Source organism: Halanaerobium saccharolyticum, from assembly GCF_003053565.1.
Classification (GTDB): Bacteria; Bacillota; Halanaerobiia; order Halanaerobiales; family Halanaerobiaceae; genus Halanaerobium; species Halanaerobium saccharolyticum_B.
The window spans coordinates 19951-37335 of sequence record NZ_QAXS01000030.1; the positions used below are offsets into that span (position 1 = coordinate 19951).

At 29.2% G+C, this 17385-nt stretch carries 16 protein-coding genes; 4 read left to right on the forward strand and 12 right to left on the reverse strand.

Going from position 1 to position 17385, the window contains the following annotated elements:
• The first annotated feature begins 31 nt into the window (after positions 1–31).
• Positions 32–634: a recombinase family protein gene (locus tag C8C76_RS11115; protein WP_108141661.1), complete on the forward strand. Its 603-nt coding sequence runs from the start codon at positions 32–34 to the stop codon at positions 632–634.
• Between the two features lie 53 nt (positions 635–687).
• On the opposite strand, the gene C8C76_RS11120 is transcribed toward C8C76_RS11115, so the two are convergent.
• The 6 genes from C8C76_RS11120 to C8C76_RS11145 all read right to left on the reverse strand — a co-directional run bounded on the left by C8C76_RS11120 (position 688) and on the right by C8C76_RS11145 (position 9191).
• Positions 688–1815, reverse strand: a complete 1128-nt coding sequence (locus C8C76_RS11120) for a glycerate kinase family protein (protein WP_108141663.1) — start codon at positions 1813–1815, stop codon at positions 688–690.
• Between the two features lie 14 nt (positions 1816–1829).
• The gene (locus C8C76_RS11125) at positions 1830–4916 is read right to left on the reverse strand and encodes a glycoside hydrolase family 38 C-terminal domain-containing protein (RefSeq protein WP_108141665.1); all 3087 of its coding nucleotides are present in this window, start codon (positions 4914–4916) and stop codon (positions 1830–1832) included.
• Positions 4917–4938: 22 nt separating this feature from the next.
• Positions 4939–5757 carry a carbohydrate ABC transporter permease gene (locus C8C76_RS11130; protein WP_181248206.1) on the reverse strand — a complete coding sequence of 273 codons (819 nt, stop codon included), beginning with the start codon at positions 5755–5757 and terminating at the stop codon, positions 4939–4941.
• Positions 5758–5793: 36 nt separating this feature from the next.
• Positions 5794–6660 (reverse strand): carbohydrate ABC transporter permease, encoded by an 867-nt coding sequence (locus C8C76_RS11135; protein ID WP_108141669.1) that lies wholly within the window; start codon positions 6658–6660, stop codon positions 5794–5796.
• A gap of 67 nt (positions 6661–6727) precedes the next feature.
• A complete protein-coding gene (locus C8C76_RS11140) occupies positions 6728–8047 on the reverse strand; it encodes an extracellular solute-binding protein (RefSeq protein WP_108141671.1) in 1320 nt (439 codons plus the stop codon).
• 139 nt (positions 8048–8186) lie between these two features.
• Positions 8187–9191, reverse strand: coding sequence for a LacI family DNA-binding transcriptional regulator (locus C8C76_RS11145; protein WP_108141673.1), 1005 nt, complete (start codon positions 9189–9191; stop codon positions 8187–8189).
• Positions 9192–9476: 285 nt separating this feature from the next.
• On the opposite strand from C8C76_RS11145, the gene C8C76_RS11150 reads away from it, so the two are divergent.
• Together C8C76_RS11150 and C8C76_RS11155 are read left to right on the forward strand one after the other, a co-directional pair.
• A complete protein-coding gene (locus C8C76_RS11150; protein ID WP_108141675.1) occupies positions 9477–10142 on the forward strand; it encodes a tyrosine-type recombinase/integrase in 666 nt (221 codons plus the stop codon).
• Positions 10129–10542 (forward strand): hypothetical protein, encoded by a 414-nt coding sequence (locus tag C8C76_RS11155; RefSeq protein WP_108141677.1) that lies wholly within the window; start codon positions 10129–10131, stop codon positions 10540–10542. Before C8C76_RS11150 ends, C8C76_RS11155 begins: the two co-directional genes overlap by 14 nt.
• A 147-nt stretch (positions 10543–10689) precedes the next feature.
• Here the strand turns inward: C8C76_RS11155 and C8C76_RS11160 are convergent, their stop codons facing one another.
• The 4 genes from C8C76_RS11160 to C8C76_RS11175 all read right to left on the reverse strand — a co-directional run bounded on the left by C8C76_RS11160 (position 10690) and on the right by C8C76_RS11175 (position 14500).
• A complete protein-coding gene (locus tag C8C76_RS11160; protein WP_108141679.1) occupies positions 10690–10989 on the reverse strand; it encodes a hypothetical protein in 300 nt (99 codons plus the stop codon).
• A 13-nt stretch (positions 10990–11002) separates the two neighbouring features.
• A complete protein-coding gene (locus tag C8C76_RS11165) occupies positions 11003–11914 on the reverse strand; it encodes an SDR family oxidoreductase (protein ID WP_108141681.1) in 912 nt (303 codons plus the stop codon).
• Positions 11915–12006: 92 nt separating this feature from the next.
• The gene (locus tag C8C76_RS11170; protein ID WP_108141683.1) at positions 12007–13374 is read right to left on the reverse strand and encodes a sugar transferase; all 1368 of its coding nucleotides are present in this window, start codon (positions 13372–13374) and stop codon (positions 12007–12009) included.
• A gap of 25 nt (positions 13375–13399) precedes the next feature.
• On the reverse strand, positions 13400–14500 hold the full coding sequence (locus tag C8C76_RS11175) for a glycosyltransferase family 4 protein (RefSeq protein ID WP_108141685.1): 1101 nt from the start codon (positions 14498–14500) through the stop codon (positions 13400–13402).
• 230 nt (positions 14501–14730) lie between these two features.
• Between C8C76_RS11175 and C8C76_RS15170 the strand changes: the two genes are divergently transcribed.
• Positions 14731–14880 carry a hypothetical protein gene (locus C8C76_RS15170; RefSeq protein WP_181248207.1) on the forward strand — a complete coding sequence of 50 codons (150 nt, stop codon included), beginning with the start codon at positions 14731–14733 and terminating at the stop codon, positions 14878–14880.
• A gap of 202 nt (positions 14881–15082) precedes the next feature.
• Here C8C76_RS15170 and C8C76_RS11180 read toward each other — a convergent pair whose 3' ends face one another.
• The gene (locus C8C76_RS11180) at positions 15083–16003 is read right to left on the reverse strand and encodes a glycosyltransferase (RefSeq protein ID WP_108141687.1); all 921 of its coding nucleotides are present in this window, start codon (positions 16001–16003) and stop codon (positions 15083–15085) included.
• A gap of 16 nt (positions 16004–16019) precedes the next feature.
• Positions 16020–17054, reverse strand: coding sequence for an O-antigen ligase family protein (locus C8C76_RS11185; protein ID WP_181248208.1), 1035 nt, complete (start codon positions 17052–17054; stop codon positions 16020–16022).
• Positions 17055–17385: the final 331 nt, after the last annotated feature.

The window sequence follows — 17385 nt, forward strand, 5'->3', positions numbered from 1 at the left end:
ACCTAATAATTGGAAATAGAGGTGGAATAATATGAGTGGTAGAAAATATGGTTATATAAGAGTTTCCAGTAAAGAACAAAATCCGGCCAGACAGGAAGATGCACTTTTAAAAGCTGGTGTTGAAAAAGATTATATTTTTATGGATAAAATGAGTGGTAAAGATTTTGATAGGCCTGAGTATCAATTAATAAAAAGATTGCTTAAGGAAGATGATGTTTTATTTATTAAAGATTTAGATCGCCTGGGAAGAAACTATAGAATGATTAAAGAAGAGTGGAAAGAGATCACCATGGATATTGGAGCAGATATAGCAGTTTTAGATATGGATCTTCTAGATACCAGAAAATTTAAAAACGGAATGGAAGAATTAATTTCTAATATAATTTTAGAGTTATTATCTTATATGGCTGAAAAAGAAAGAGAAAAAATCAATAAAAGACAAGCTGAAGGCATTAAAAAAGCCCGCCAAAATGGAGTGCATCTCGGCAGGCCTAAAATCGAAGTTGATGATTTTGAGTATTACTATGATCAGGTTTACAATAAAGAAAACATGACTGCTGTTGAGGCTATGGAAGAACTAGATATTAGTAAGAGTACATTTTATAGAAGAAAAGAAGAGTATGAAAAAAATTAAATCCAATAAAATAATCACTAGAATATATTATTCTTGTCTTCTGATTTAAGGAATTAAATTAGAATTGACCTAATTATTTGCTCACTCAAATCAGATAAAAGTTTTGGGCTTTTCTCTATAATTTCTTTTAGTTCAGCTGGTCTATCTATAATTGAAAAATAGGCATTAATACCGTGGTCTAAAACTTTTTCAACACCTTTACCCAAAGTTCCTGTAACTGCAATTACTGGTATATTCTTTTGAGCAGCAATTCGAGATACTCCGACTGGACTTTTACCGTATATACTCTGACCATCAAGCATTCCTTCTCCTGTAATAACTAAATCAACGTCTTCTAAATAGCTTTTAAAATCAATAATATCAAGCACAATATCTACTCCTGCTTTTAATTCTGCATCCAAAAAGGCTACCAGACCTGCACCCAGTCCTCCTGCTGCTCCTGCTCCGGGAATTTTATTTGTATCTTTACCCAGTTCTTTGATGGTAGTTTGATTGAAGTGTCGCAGATTCTGATCAAGTATTTCTACGGTCTTTGTGTCTGCTCCTTTTTGAGGAGCATAGACATAAGCTGCACCATTTTTACCATAAAGAGGATTATCTACATCACAGGCAACTAAAATTTCAACATTCTTTAGTCTATAATCTATATTATCTAAATTAATTTTTTCTATCTGATTTAAACTACCTCCACCATAAGCTACTTGTTCTTCTTTTTTATCTAAAATTTCTGCTCCAAGAGCCTGAACCATCCCTATTCCAGCATCATTAGTTGCGCTGCCGCCAATGCCAATAAGAATTTTTTCTACTCCATGTTCCAATGCTGAAGCAATTAGTTCTCCTGTACCATAGGTCGTAGTTTTAAGTGGATTTCTTTTATTTTCCGGCACCAGTGGTAGTCCAGAAGCAGCTGCCATTTCTATTACAGCAGTTTTATCATCACCTAAAATACCATAAAAAGCATTAACTTTATCTCCCAGAGGACCTGTTACTTCTTTTCCAATAATTTCACCAGCAGTAGCATCAACTAGGGACTGAACTGTTCCCTCACCACCATCAGCAATGGGTAGCAGCTCTACTTTAATTTCGTGATCAACCCTATTGATACCTGCTTTTATATTTGTTGCAGCTTCCATAGCTGTTAATGATCCTTTAAATGAATCAGGGGCTACCAGTATTTTCATATTCTACTCCTTTTTTATAAATCAGTTAGTTGATGCTTGTAATATTCAACTATATATTCATATACTCTTTTATTAACTCTTGCCTGGTTTAATTTATTACCAATTTTTCTAATTCTTGATTCAAATTCTTTAGATGATCTTTCATCTTCTTTTAACGCGTTTTTATCTTCTAGTAATTTTTTCTTCGACAAAATATAAGATAGTTCTGCCTCTAAAGATGCTCTTTCATCAGAATAGATGTCACCAATTAATTTATGATATTTATATTCTAATTCTTTTTTTAGAGAATCCTCAGTATTATTTTTATTATTTAAAACTTCTTTTAATTCTTGTGCCTTCTCTTTCTTTTTTTCTATGTCATTTTTTAAAGATTCCCATCTTTCTTTTTCCTGTTGAATATCTTTTTCCTCTATTAGTGGTTCCGATTCATAGGAAGTAAACTTTTTATAATCTTGGTTTTTTAATAATTTTGTATTATAAATTTTTTGACTACCAACTTCCTGTTTTAAACGATCAACTTCTAGTTTAATAGTTTTGATTTTTTTCGGTTTTAAATCTAAATTGAAACTATGCTTATTATTTATAATTATTTCCTGTTTTTCATTTTCTTCCATATCCAATTCAAATACTTTATTAAGTTTAAAATCTACTTTGATTTTTTCTTTAACTCTAGTAGTATAAGGATTAAAAATACGTAAAACTATTCCTTTTTTGTCTTCCGATAATTTTACTGCTGACAAGTTTGATCCATTCTCTAATTCGATTAATTCCTTCTTATCATCTAAAATGCCATCATGTAGATCAGTTTTTACAAGCTGAAGATCATTATTATAGGATAATGCCTCATTATACACTTTTGCTTTTTCATGATTGTCTGAATGGAAATATAGAGCAAATTGGAAATCCATTTCTCTCAAACATTGAGCATCAGGTGTGTTTATTATCGGCCCGGCATCACCGACTCTGGTTAAAAGATCACCTCTTGCTAACCACCCAACTGACCTAAATAATGTTAAGGCAATACTGTTTTTTGAAGGTAATATCTCATATTCAGGTAATCCTTTATTTAACACAGCTAATCCATAATCATCATTATTTATATCAACAAAATATTTTTGAGGAAATATGGTTATTGGTTCAGATTCTCTTGCTCCAATTATTATTCTTTTTAAATTTTCATCAATATCTTCATTGTTGAATTTTTCTGGAATTATATCATGTTTCGTAATATCAAATTGAGTTCCTGCATATGATTGTTGTGTTTCTATTTCAGTGGGAAATAATACTCTAAGTCTGTGATCTTTGACAGTGTTTTTTAAATATGTTTTAAATTCAATTTTACTTGAATTAGCATTTAATTCAATATAGGTTGTAATTGGTAAATCTCTTCTATCTTGTGAGCGATACTTTCTATCTTTTGTTAAACTTTTTGGGATAGACATAACATAATCAACTTTAACTTTAGCTTTCAAAGGACCTACCTCAATAAGTTCTATAGTTGCTTTAGAGTTTTTTGAAGATATAATTTCATCATTTTCAGGATAAGAATAGTTATATTCATCTCCTGCATCAGCACTATCAACAAACTCTCCTAATCCTTTATAATTTTTGTTATTAACTTTGTCAAAAACATCTATCGTTCCATTTTTATTAATATTAACCTTTAACTTATTATTCTCAATAATATTTCCATCCACTTTTACCTTGCCTAATAATTCATCTAGAGACTCGGATTCTTTTTCTGGTATGGTATATAGAGTTTCATATCCTAACCCTGGAGTTTTATCGAGTTTTACATGTAGCTTATCTTCTTCATTTTGTACTGGTAATCTTACTCCTTCAGAATTTAAAATATTGATATCTTTATTCATATTTTCCAGAGTTATTATTGCACTTTTATCTTCAAAATGAGAATTGAACGCTATAATAGCATCATCAGCATTATGAAATTTATTTGTTTTAATAAGTTTAGCTAGCTTACTTAATTTTTCATTTTTAATTTTTTTTGAACCATTATAAACTTTACTAAATCGTTCTTCCATATCTGTGTGCACATCATCAATACTTACTCCACAAATACTGTCATGCGGGTGATTTTTAAGCAGTTCTTTCCATAGATTATTTATTTTTTGACTCTGATACTTTTCTCCATATAGCCATGCAAACGAAGAAAAGACTTCAGTATGATTACTTAATTCTCTTTCACATTTATCATTCATTGTTTTTAAGTACATTCTGGCAGACAGAATTCCAGGGAAGACAGATATATATCTTCCGCTATAAAGTTCATTTTCTAGAGTTTGCAGTTCAGGACTTTCAGATTTCACAGCATCTAAATATTCATTGGGAATACTCTGAGTTACTCTGATATTTTCTAAATCTAGCTCTCTTAATTTGGGTAAAATATCATCAGGTACCATTTCCTGATCATAACCATTCATCAAAAGGACATTAGAAGTAGTTGCATAAGGAAAAATCTTTTCAACTTCATTTACAATTCTATCTTCAAACATTTCTTCATATTCTGCTAATCTCATAGCATTACGGTAGCTGCTTAAAAAATAGATAGAAGTTAGTTCAGATCCATCTGGACCTTTCCACTTAAATTCTGACTGAACTTCATCAGGATCCATTTCTACTCCTCGCCATAAAAATAGACCCTCCATATTAAATTCTTTATGGATTTGCACAGTCTGAGATATTTGGCCAAAATTATCTAATAACCAGCCAGCTTTCATAACATTTCCCAGTTCTTTAGCCATTTGATGACCTATTAACATATTTCTTACTATTGATTCTTCTGATATTAACTGCCAATCTGGCTGCAAATAATATGGTCCTAATATTAATCTATTTTCTTTACCATATTTTTTTATAAGGGATTTATATTTCTCAACATCTTTATTTTGTTTTTTCAGTTCATTAAAATAATCTTCAATCATTAATGTTTGACCATCTAATACAAACCTATAATTTTGTTCTTTTTCCAGCATCTCAAATAAAGAATCGAAAAAAGGTACTAACCATTCGGTTGTATATTTACTGTTTAAAAACCATTCTCTATCCCAATGAGTATGTGATATTATGTGTGCATTTATCATGAGTGATTTCCTCCTCTATTGATTATCCTTTAACAGCACCAGCTGTTAAAGCGCTAACAATGAATCTTTGTAATAAAATAAACATTATAATAGTCGGTATTGTTGCAAAAATACTGGCTGCAGCGGTCAAATGAATTGTAATAGCTTCTCCACTTGCCTGATAATTATATATTCCCAAGGATACAGGAAATAAGTTTAAATTATCCAGCAGTATAAAAGGAATTATAAATTGAGCCCAACTCTGTATCGCATTAAATATTATTGCTGTACTGATTCCCGGCAAGATTATAGGTATTAAAACCCTGGTTAAAAGTTGAAAATTGCTGCACCCATCAATTCTAGCAGCATCATCTATGCTGGCAGGAACAGAATCAATTGATCCCTTAAGAAGCCAGGTAGTAAATGGAATTTGAATTGCAACATATACAAAAATAATTCCGAGATGTGTATCTAACAAACCAATCATATTAAAATAGTTATAAAGTGGTATTGCTATTATTAGTGGTGACATCATTTGGAAAATTAGCAATCCAAATAATATCGGTTTCTTAAATTTAAATCTGAATCTAGAAAAAGCAAAAGCCCCCGGTATTGTAACTGCTAGGGTCCCTACTACTGTAAAAAAGGATATTTTTATTGAATTATAAATAAAAGTTAATATTTTACTGTTGTTTATAATCTGTACATAATTATCTAATTTAAAAGTTTCTGGCAGTAATTTAGGTGGATAACTGAAAATTTCACTAATTTCTTTCAGTGAAATTGAAAGAGTCCATAGTAATGGGAATAAAAATAGCATTGAAATTACTGCATAACTCAGATATAGAATATAATCTTTCAATTTATCTCGAACCATAATAATTAACCCCCTTTTTATTTATTCTTCACTGATTACAAAATTATAATAAAATAAAGTAATGGAAAGGTTTATGAAAAATAATATAACTGCCAGCACACTACCTCTGCCAAGTTCTAAATGTCCAAATACGGTATTATAGATGTTTAAAGAAATTACCTCAGTTGATCTACCTGGACCGCCTCCTGTCAAAGCCATAATCATATCAAATGTATTAAAAGTATAAATTGTTATTAAAACCATGTTTATAAAAATTACAGGCTTTAATTGGGGTATAGTGATTTTAAAGAATTTATCCAAAGTGGACGCACCATCAATACTGGCTGCTTCATATAACTCTTCTGATATTTGCTTCAGACCACCATATAAAATTATCATGGAAAATGCAGTTCCCCTCCAAACATTTGCAATAATTACTGAATATAGAGCTAAGTCCTGACTTGATAAAAATGATATCTTTGTATTAAATAACAATTGAATAAAATAATTTAAAATACCATAATTGGCTTCTGATAAAAACAAGTTCCAGATAACACCAATAATAACCCCTGGTATTACCCAGGCCATAAGCACAATCAATCTAACTACCAATGTTCCTTTAAGATTTCTTCTTTCCCCTTCATCAATTAGAGTAGCTATTATCAAACCAAAAAATAATTGCAAAAACATACTTGCAAATACAAAAATTATAGTGATTTTTAACATTTCCCAAAAATTGGGATTAGATAATACATATTGATATGCTGAAATTCCATAAGAATAAATTTCTTTATCTAATCTAATATCTGTTAAACTATATCTAAAGACTTCTACAATCGGAAATAGGTAAAAAAGTATTAACATTAATAATAAAGGAGTTATGTATTTATAAAAGTTTCTTTCTTTCATCTAATTTCACCCCAAGTTTTATAATAGCCCCGATCTCTCAGGGCTATTATATTATTTGATAAGCTTTCTAATTCATCTCTTCATATTCAGCCATAACATTATTCCACATTGAATCTACTGCTTCTTCTGGAGTTTTATTTCCATCAATTACATCAGCAAGAGCAACCTGGAATTCAGTTGACAGATTAGTATAAATGGGATAACCAGGTCTTACATGGCCATTTTCCATAATACTTTGAATTTTGTCCATCCAGGGATTATCGGAATAATAAGTATATTCATTGTAAATACTGTTTCGAGTAGGTAAGTATCCTCCAACTTTGGTCCATTCTTTCATTCCTTCTTTACCAAAATACATTTCATCAAGGAATCTCATTGCAGCAGCTTTTTTATCAGGATCTTCTGTAGTTATCCCCCATGTCCAGCCACCAACAGCAGTTGCCTCTAAATCACTACTGATCTGAGGTATAGGAGCAATATCCCATTTTTTATTAAATTCTTCTCTTCCCATATTTTCCGCTAACTGATTTATCTGCCAGTTACCCCCAATAAACATTGCGACATTATTACCAATTACATCACCATTAATATCAGCTTCTAAAGTAATATTTGTTACCCTTCTAGGTGTAACTCCTGAGTCAACTAATCTTTTAATATATTCAAATACATTGATCATATATTCTCTGTTTTCACCTTCATTAAAAACAGGTTTTCCGTTTTCGTTTATTAACTTACCTCCTTGAGCCCAGAAATATGGTAAGTTACAAATTGTTGTCGCTTCACCTCTTCCAGCTGAAAAAAGGAAGCCTTCCATATTGTTATCAGCTGTCACTTCTTTAGCTACTTCAATTAACTCATCCCAATTATTAGGTGGTGTATCAATAAGATCCTTTCTATAATATAACATTCTAACATCAGTAGTAAACCATAATGCTTTAACATTACCGTCATTATCTAACATGCCCTCTTTAGCAAAGGGAACAAGATCATTAATTTCTTTTTCAGTCAAAAATTCATTTAGTGGTTCTAGTTTATCTTTAAAAATAGGTAAGTAAAATGAGTCAATTTGAGCAACATCAGGGATATTACCAGCTGACTCTTGCTGTAGTAGTTTTAACATCTGTCCTGAAATATCTCCAGTTAATACTTGAGGATTAATTTTGACATCTGGATTTCTTTTAGCAAAACGTAAAGCTGAATCTTTTAACACATTTTCTCTATCTTCATAAGGATTGGATAAAGAATAGTAAGGTAAAGCAGCCCAGCTTAATTCAATAGAGGCCTCATTATCTCCGATTTGTTCAGATGTAACTAAATTATCTTGTGCATAAACTCCAAAAGAAAACATCAACATTAATGATAAAGTTATGATTAATATTTTACGCATTTTAATTCCCCCTAATTTTTTAAAATCATTATAATAAGCAAACTAATAAAACCCAAAATACTAAATCTTAATTATTATACATTTATCACCACCTCAAAATATTATTTCAAAATTTGCGGTATCGTTCCCGCAAATAAAATTAGCTTGTATTTCTAACCACTAAATCTGTATCCAATACAATAGTTTCATTTATATCATTTCCTTTAATTTTACTTATTAACAATTCTGCAGCTTTAAATCCCATTTGATATTTAGGAACTTTAACAGTAGTTAGTGGTTTTTGAAGATATTTTAAAATATCATCATCATTAAACCCAATTAGAGCAACTTCATCTGGTATTTTTATGTTTGCTTCCCTTAAAGCCCTCATTGCACCAATTGCTATACTATCATTTACTGCTAAAATTGCAGAGAAATTTATATCTTTCTTTAAAAATTTTTTCATTGCTTCATAACCACTTTTTCTTTGATTAAAAACATATTTCTCTGCTTTAATCAATTTCGAAAATTCCAGTCCATTATTTAAGATTGCTTTTTTATATCCTTGATAACGTTCTTTTATTGACATACATGGATATTCAGGTCCGCTCATAAACACAATTTTTTTATGTCCCTTTTCAATCAAATAGTTTGTTGCTTTATAAGCTCCATCAGTATTGTTCACCTTAATAATATCTGTTTTTATTTCAGGTAAATATTTATCAATAAAAACAAATGGAATATTATCTTTTTGTAAGTGTTTATAATAATCAATATTAACTCCAATAGTTGGAGCAATTATCATACCATCAACTTTTCTCTCTTCTAATAATTGAATTATTTTTTCTTCTTTTTCTGTATCGCTATCAGAACTTCCTATTAAAACTCCATATTCTTCGTTTACACAATAATCTTCTATCCCATTAAATATTTCAGCATAAAAATGACTTGTAGTAAAACCAGGAAAAATAACTCCAACTACCATTGACTTGTTTGATCTCAAACTTGTAGCTAATTTATTATGACGATAGTTCATTTTTTTTGCAGTTTCTAAAATTCTTTTTTTAGTTTTTTCATCTATTCTTGGTTTATTATTTAAAGCTCTAGAAACAGTAGATTTTGAAACTCCTGCTTCTTTTGCAATATCCTTTATTGTTACAGCCATATAGAATCACTCCAATCTGCGGTAACGTTCCCTCAAAGCTCTATTAACTTATTTCTATACTGATTAAAAAAATCCTTCTTTTATTTTAGAAAAATTCAAAATAAATTTAAAGTAAATTACTATTTTATGAAAATAAGTTTTATCTCCTACACCTAACCCTAAACATTCTGTGAATATAACACGAATTTCTTGCCAATCTGAGTTAAAGGTGATAAACTAAAATCAAGGTGTGAATATAACACTATTTTATACAAAATAGAGTGAAAAGGAGTTGAAACTTTAAAAATGCCAAAAAGAGGAAGAAGAATACCTGAAGTGCTGAGCGAGGAAGAACAGAAAAAATTATTAGGAATTTTCAATGAAAGATATCCAACTGCATTGAGAAATAAAACTATGATCAGGTTAATGCTGAAAGCTGGATTAAGATTAGCAGAAACTTTAAATCTAAAATGGAGTAATATAAATTTTCCTGCTGCTAAATTATCAGTTGTCGAAGGTAAGGGAAGAAAAGATAGAAATCTCTGGCTGGGAGAAAAAACTTTGAACCAATTGGGGAAGTGGAGAGAAAGACAACAAAAAATTTTAACTGAAAAGAATTTGAGGAATGAAAGCAATTTAGTTTTTACTACTTTAACAGGAAATCAACTAAATGAAGCTAATGTAAGAAAAATGGTTTATAGATATGCCAAAAAAGCTAGTATTCAGGAAGAAGTTGAAAAAAAGTATAGAGATGAGGAAGGAAATGAATTAGAGGAAACTTATCTACAGAAGAAGGTAAGCCCTCATGTGTTAAGACATACCTTTGCTACGGAATTATATAGGATGACTAATGATTTACGGAAGGTACAGAAAACTTTAGGGCACAGCAGTATTCAAACGACTATGATCTATACCCATCTGGTTGATGAGGAGCTGGAGAATGATATGAAGAAGCTGGATGAAAAATATTAATTTAGAAAGGATATTTAAAATGAACACAATCAAAATTGGAAATAAAACTTTTGAAGAGTGGCAAGAACAATGGATTGAAATTGGTGAATATAAAAATATCGACTTTTCTAAATACAATAAAAATATTGGTATATATAAGATTATTTTAGATAAAAAAGTTGTTTATATTGGTAGAGCTACAGAGTATGATAATGGAGGATTTAGAAAAAGATTAAGTGATTATACAAGAAAATCAGAAAGTGCTAGAAGTTATAATTCAGGGAAAAAATTAAAACAAAATATTAAAAACGCAGATATTGAAATTATAATAGTTGGTAATGATTTAGCTGCTGTAGAAATAACAAAAAGATTAGAACATTTAATGATTGCAATACATTGGCCGAAATGGAATAGAAATTAACTAAATAACTATAGGTTTATTTAAAATATTGGGATTAAAAGGTTGGATCATAATTTACAGTTAATATAAGAGTAATTTGCCAGACTAAGTATTAAAGAAAGTCTGGCATTAATCAAATAACTTTATATTATTAACCTCATTTTAATTCTATAGTTCTTCATAACATTCCTTGCATAACTGACCTACTCCTGTTACATAATGTTCTCTGTTATCCACTTTTTCACTTACTTTAACATCAGTTTTTTTGCCGCACAAAACACACTTCTCATATTCACCTGAAGTCGATTTGACTTCACCTTTCGGCTTAATATCATAAATTTTTATTCCCAGATCAGATAATACTTTTTTTACTAAATCATAGCTGATTCCATTATTTTTAGCATATTCTTTTAACTGATCTCTGGTTAAATATCCTTGTTCTTGAAACTTATCTTTTAAATATCTCATTATCATACTTCCTTTATTTTGAGTAATACTCTACTGTTTGTTCCAACCCTGCTTTAAAATCATAATCAGGAGTCCAATCTAAAAGTTCTTTAGCTTTTCCGTTGGCCAGGGAAGAATGCAATATATCCCCTTTGCGTGCCTCTTCATAAATAGCTTTTAAATTATATGGTAGAATTAAATTTAAATATTCTACTAGATCATTAACACTATCTCTGCTTTCAGTACTGATATTAACCAGGGTATTATCTCCTGTTTCCAAAGCAAGAAGGTTAGCTTTTACTATATCATAGACATGAATAAAATCTCTAGTTTGTTGACCATCTCCAAAAATAACTGGTCTATCTTTAGCCAACATCTTATCGACAAAGATAGAAACAACTCCACCTTCACCTTTAGGATCCTGACGAGGTCCATAAACATTGGCGTAGCGGAAGATAGTATATTTCAGATCATAAAGCTCATTGTACATCTTTATGTAATGTTCTGGTGTATGTTTACTAATTCCATATGGTGACATCGCTTTTATCGGGTGTTCTTCATCTATAGGTAAATAATCAGGTTCTCCATAAACAGCAGCAGAAGAGGCATAAACAATTTTCTCAACTTCGTATTCTCTAGACATCTCTAAAACTTTAATTGTTCCTAAAATATTATTTTGAGCATCAAAGAGAGGATCTTTGATTGAATGCTGGACATCTATCTGAGCTGCATGATGAATTACATGTGTAATATTATTTTCCTCAAAAACTTTCTCCAATTCCTGATCACTAATATCCAGCTGATAAAATTCAGCCTTTTCATTTAAATTCTCTTTTTTACCTGAGCTTAGATTATCAACCACTATTACTTTATGGCCTTCTTCAATTAAGCCATCTACTATATTGGAGCCAATAAACCCCGCTCCACCTGTTACTAATACTTCCATGAACATTCAACTCCCTTTATCCGAATAATAAAACACCCGCTGTTGCAAAATAATAGCACCGGGTAATTAATATCTGATTTAATTATTTCTTCTTAATTTGCTTTATGCCCCATAAAAATAACCTTTAAGGTTTCCAATAATATCTTTAAGTCAAAGACAAAAGACCGCTTATTGGCATATAACAGATCCATTCTTAGTTTATCTTCAGCATCAGTATCATAGAAACCATATACCTGGGCTAAGCCAGTAATACCAGTTTTAATAAAATGACGGTATTTGTAATGGGGTATTTCTTTTTCAAACTGACCTACAAAGTGTGGCCGTTCTGGCCTGGGACCCACTATGCTCATATCACCTTTTAAAACATTAATAAGCTGTGGTATTTCATCTATTCTGGTCTTCCTTAAAATTTTACCTACCTTAGTTACCCTGCTATCATTTTTTTTTGCCAGTACAGGTCCTGTCTTTTTTTCTGCATTATTAACCATTGTTCTGAATTTATAGACATCAAATTCTTCTCCCATGCGGCTTACCCGCTCCTGAGTGAAGAATAAAGGGCCTCTACTTTCGAGCTTTATAGCGATAGCAGCTGGAAGAGTTAAAGGCAGACTTAAAAGAAGACCAATTGAAGCTAATAATATATCTGTTAATCTTTTAAAGAAAAAGCCAATAGAATTGTGAGGTGGTACTATCTCAAATACAGGCATTTCTCCAATTTGTTCCAACCTGGAACCAGAAAGCATAATCTCATAGAATTCAGGTACTAGAGAAACCTCCCAGTCTTTCTCTAACGCAGCATAAAAGGCACCCTTTTTTTCTTCTCCATTTAAATTTGAGGCGACAAATACTATGTCTGCATCCATTCCCATTAATTTTTCTTCTAAATTATTAAAATCAGTATATAAATTAAATTCTACATGATCAAGATCTTTAAGATAATCTGGATTATCAATTATTACATCTTTTATATTATAGCTCTTATGCATGGTATGAACTATATTTTTTATCAACTTAGCTGTGTTTTCTCCCCGGCCAACAATAATAATTTCTTCCTTTTTAGAAATAAGGCGCTCCAAGGCTATAGTTAAATAACGCCAGGCAATCATTGTCAAAAAAAGTGTAGGAAAAGAAATCAAATAAACAGAGCGCGGAAAGGCCAAAGAATGAGTTAGATATGTTACTGTACCTGTAAAGAGGACTATAATAAATGTTGCTGGGATAAAAGTATAGAAAACCTCATCTATCCTTCTTTTTAACTGATTGCTGTAAAGGTTATACATTTGAAATAGGAGAACAGAAAAGATAGAGACATATGGGATTATATTTAAAAAAGCATTATAATTTTGAGATGGTATTCCCCCAGTAAAACGCAACTTAAATGCTAGCAAAAAAGCTAGATTAACAAAAATGACATCACCTATCAATCTTGCTATAATAAAAATTGTTTGTTTTAATTTCATATTATTCCCACCTCAAATTATTAATCTAAGAATTTTCTTTGTAAATCTTTACCATTTCTTTCAGAGTGTTTTTTATATCATATTTTTTAATCTTTTCTATATTGCAAGAACCAATTTTCTTAAGACTATTTCTATCTTTTTTGAGTAAATCATTAATAATAGAACTAATTTCTTCAATGTTAGATGGATTTATCAAATAATCATCCTCTTCAATTAAATCTATATTACCTCGAATTTCTGAAGCTATAACAGGCAAGCCGGAGGCCATAGCTTCCATTACTGAAACCGGTAGACCTTCTCTAAAAGATGGGTGTATATATATATCACTAATTTGTAAAATTTCATTAATATCATTTCTATAACCTAACAATTTAACTTTATCCTTTAGATTAAGTTCTTTTATTAAATTTAATAAATAATTTTTTAATTTTCCTTTTCCACAAATAATATAGTAAAAATCATTATTATCTATATTACTGAGAGCCTTAATAACACTTGCATGATTCTTATTTTTGTTAAGTTCACCTATAGACAAAAGAATTCTTTTTCTCTCAGGAATTTTTAATTCGTCCATTTTCAATTTTTTATTAACTTTAGTTTCTTTAAAAAATTCTGTATTTAATCCAATTCCATTTATATATTCTATTTTATCTGCTTTAAAATTTTCTTTTGCTAAATGATAATCTTCTTTATTTATGGTTATTAAAACATCAGTGAAATTAGATAAAATTTTCTCTATTGGATAATATAATAGCCAATTTTTAAGAGGGGAGCCTTTAAAGAAATGAAATCCATGAGCGGTATAAATTATTTTTGTATCCCTTTCTTTGTTTTTTATAGCCACTAGTCTTGTTAAAACTGATGCCATTGGTGTGTGACAATGTATTATATCGTAGTTATTAGTATTAATTATTTCTTTTAGTTCATAAAAAGCCTTCAAATTTTTTAACCTATAAGGAGATCGAGTTATAGAAAGTTTGTATACCTTATGAATATTCGTTAGTTTCTCAGCTCTACTACATGCCACATCAACTTTATAATTATTTTTAGATAACCAATTTATATACGGTATATGAAATGCTTTAATATGATCCATAACTGTCGCCGTAAAAAGGACTTTTTTCATTTTATTAATCCTCTTTTCATTTTGGACTAGAATTAAATGAAGTTCTATAAAAACCAATTTGATTTTCTATCATTTTTTAATCTAGTAAAATATTTTATATTTTTAGTGTAAAATTCTTAAATTAACCCCCTAATCTTAGACAATTATTATTAAGATTTTGTAACGCCTCCTAAGAATATTGGACAGATACCAATTTAACATTTTATAATAATTATAAGGGGTAAAAGCAAATGCCTAAACGATATGACCCTGATGAATGTGGTGTCATCTACATCTCCATCTACCTTTTGAAAAAAGAATTTTTAGATAGTGATATGATTAAGCTCAGTGGTGATTCTGTTACTGATCAGGAAGCCAAAATTAAAGAAAAAGAAGAATAAATCAAAGAGATGGACATGGTCCAGACGTACATAGATAATATTGGTCAGTAGGTATATATGTTTGAATCATTGATGTATTTACCAGAGAAATTGTAGGTCATCACTAAGCCCTAAGATACTGAATAACTTAGTTTCAGGAATTAAATTTACTGCTAATTTGTGTTAAACAAATCATATTAAAGCCTGTCCAAGATTAGTGAGGCTACCTCAATTTTTTATTAATTAAACTTAATATTTTATTTTTAATATTAGAATTCTCGATCAAATTATCCCAAAAATAATCTTGTGGATTAAAATTTGAGACAAATTCATGCTTTTCTATATTTTCTTTGTTAAACTTTAAATTATTATAATCTAATTTATAGAAAGAACTTTTATGTTTTTCTTCAAAATCCCTTATCCACTTGTAATCTGTAGTTACAACTTTTAATCCCAAAGCTAAATATTCTAAAATTTTGGTAGAAGTTTGTATATTAAACGGATACTTATCCGGTATATAATTAATACCATATCTTGCTTTAGAGGCAATTTGGGGTACTTTTAAATATGGAACTTTTCCAGTGAAAATTAAGTTATCATTTTTTTTATACTTATTATAAATTTTTGTATCTAAATTACCTATTAAGCATAACTTCCCATTATTTTTTTTAGTAAATACTTTCAAAAACTTATCAATTTCTCTTTCTTTAGAAATTGAACCCATATAAACAAAATCATATTCTTTATCATTCTTAATTTGTGATGTAAATAAATCATCAATTCCCATATCTCTATAACAAAATTCTATTCCATCATTAAAATTAAATCCTTCTCTTACAGTTTTATTCAAAAATATTCTAATATCAGGTTTAGGATTAATTTTCGATTTAATATAATTTTTAAGTTTTGGAAATTTGCCTGTTGATAAAGATGGATATTCGTGAACCAATATTTGATTTTTATTTGTCCTAACTCCTCCCAAGCCTTTAAATTCCCATATTACATCAAAAGTTTCTAATTTAACTTTTTTCAACTTTGAAGAGTCATAAGCTTTGAATCTTTTAAATTTATTAAAATAATCTATATAAGCATCAATTTCTGGAAGAAAAGCATTTTTACTTCTCATAAATATTATTTTAATCATAACTCCACCTTTTATTCTAACAGTTTTTTTGTTTTTTTATATTAAGTTCATAGGCATCTCTATAAGACGATATATTACTTAGTCCTAAAAATAAGGTCAATAATAAAGACAATGCTCCTAAACCACCTAGGTTTATAGATATTGAGTTAGCAACAATTAACAGAAATATTATAGACTCAGTTATTTCTTTAGGTATTTTATTCTTAATTCCCAAAAGGGTAGCTTTGAAAATTATCAACATGTAAATAATCCAAGTCGGTATACCATACATTGTTATATAATCTAAATAAGAATTATGAAAACTAGCCCATTGAAACCCATATGAATTAAGTAATTTTGTTAGTGTACCATAACCATATCCCCATATTGGTTCGTTACTTATCATTTTAAATGAAGCTATCCACAATTTATCTCTTGAATTCAAACCTTGATATATTCTAAAAAAGTCCTTATTCCATAAAAATAATATTAAAAAGACAATACTTAACACCAATAGTAAGAGTTTTAAAATAACCTTAAAATTTATTTTTTGGTTGTATAAAAAGAAAGTTAACATAACAAAAAATAACGCAATCATTGCTGCACGAGATCCACTAAAATATAGAGCTAACAAATTAATCAATGCATAGATTTTATATTTGCCTCTATGATTAATTGATAAAATAAATCCAATAGAAGCAATTGTACCGAAATAATTTGGATCAAAAAAAATTGAAGCACTCCTTTGATAACGTAGTGTATAACCCAAAAAATCACCTTTAATAGCTATAAAAATTGCTATTAAAGAAAAAAAAGTTGTAATATTAACCAATTTTTTTATTTTATTATCTAAGTCGTTATATATTATTATGGGTATAAAAAGATAAAATATATATAAACTAAGTATTGTACCAAGCACTTTAACTAATCCTGGGAATGTAACCATTCCATATTTTATTGATGATATTAAAGTTACAAAAACTAATGTTATCGATAAAATATTAACTTCAATACTTTTTTTAAAATTTCTAACATATAAACTAAATATTTTATTATCATTTAAATTAATCAATAATAAGATAACTCCTAAGAACATAATACTTACAAGCATTAGTTGGTAATAATTAGTTTTTAAACCGTGTTCATACGAAAAAAAACTAATTATTAATAATAAATATATAAATAAAGTATTTAAATCTGTTTTTTTAAGATATAAACTCATTTAAACACCTTGTATAATGCATATAAACAAACCCATTATACTCTTCCTTTCTTTTTAAAATTTAATTGATTATAAAAAACAAAAATTATTTGTTGTATACTAAAATTACCGGGAATTGCAAAGTAGTATTCCCGAAAGTTGCAAACTAAAATTCCCTATTATTGCAGAATAAAAAAGTCAT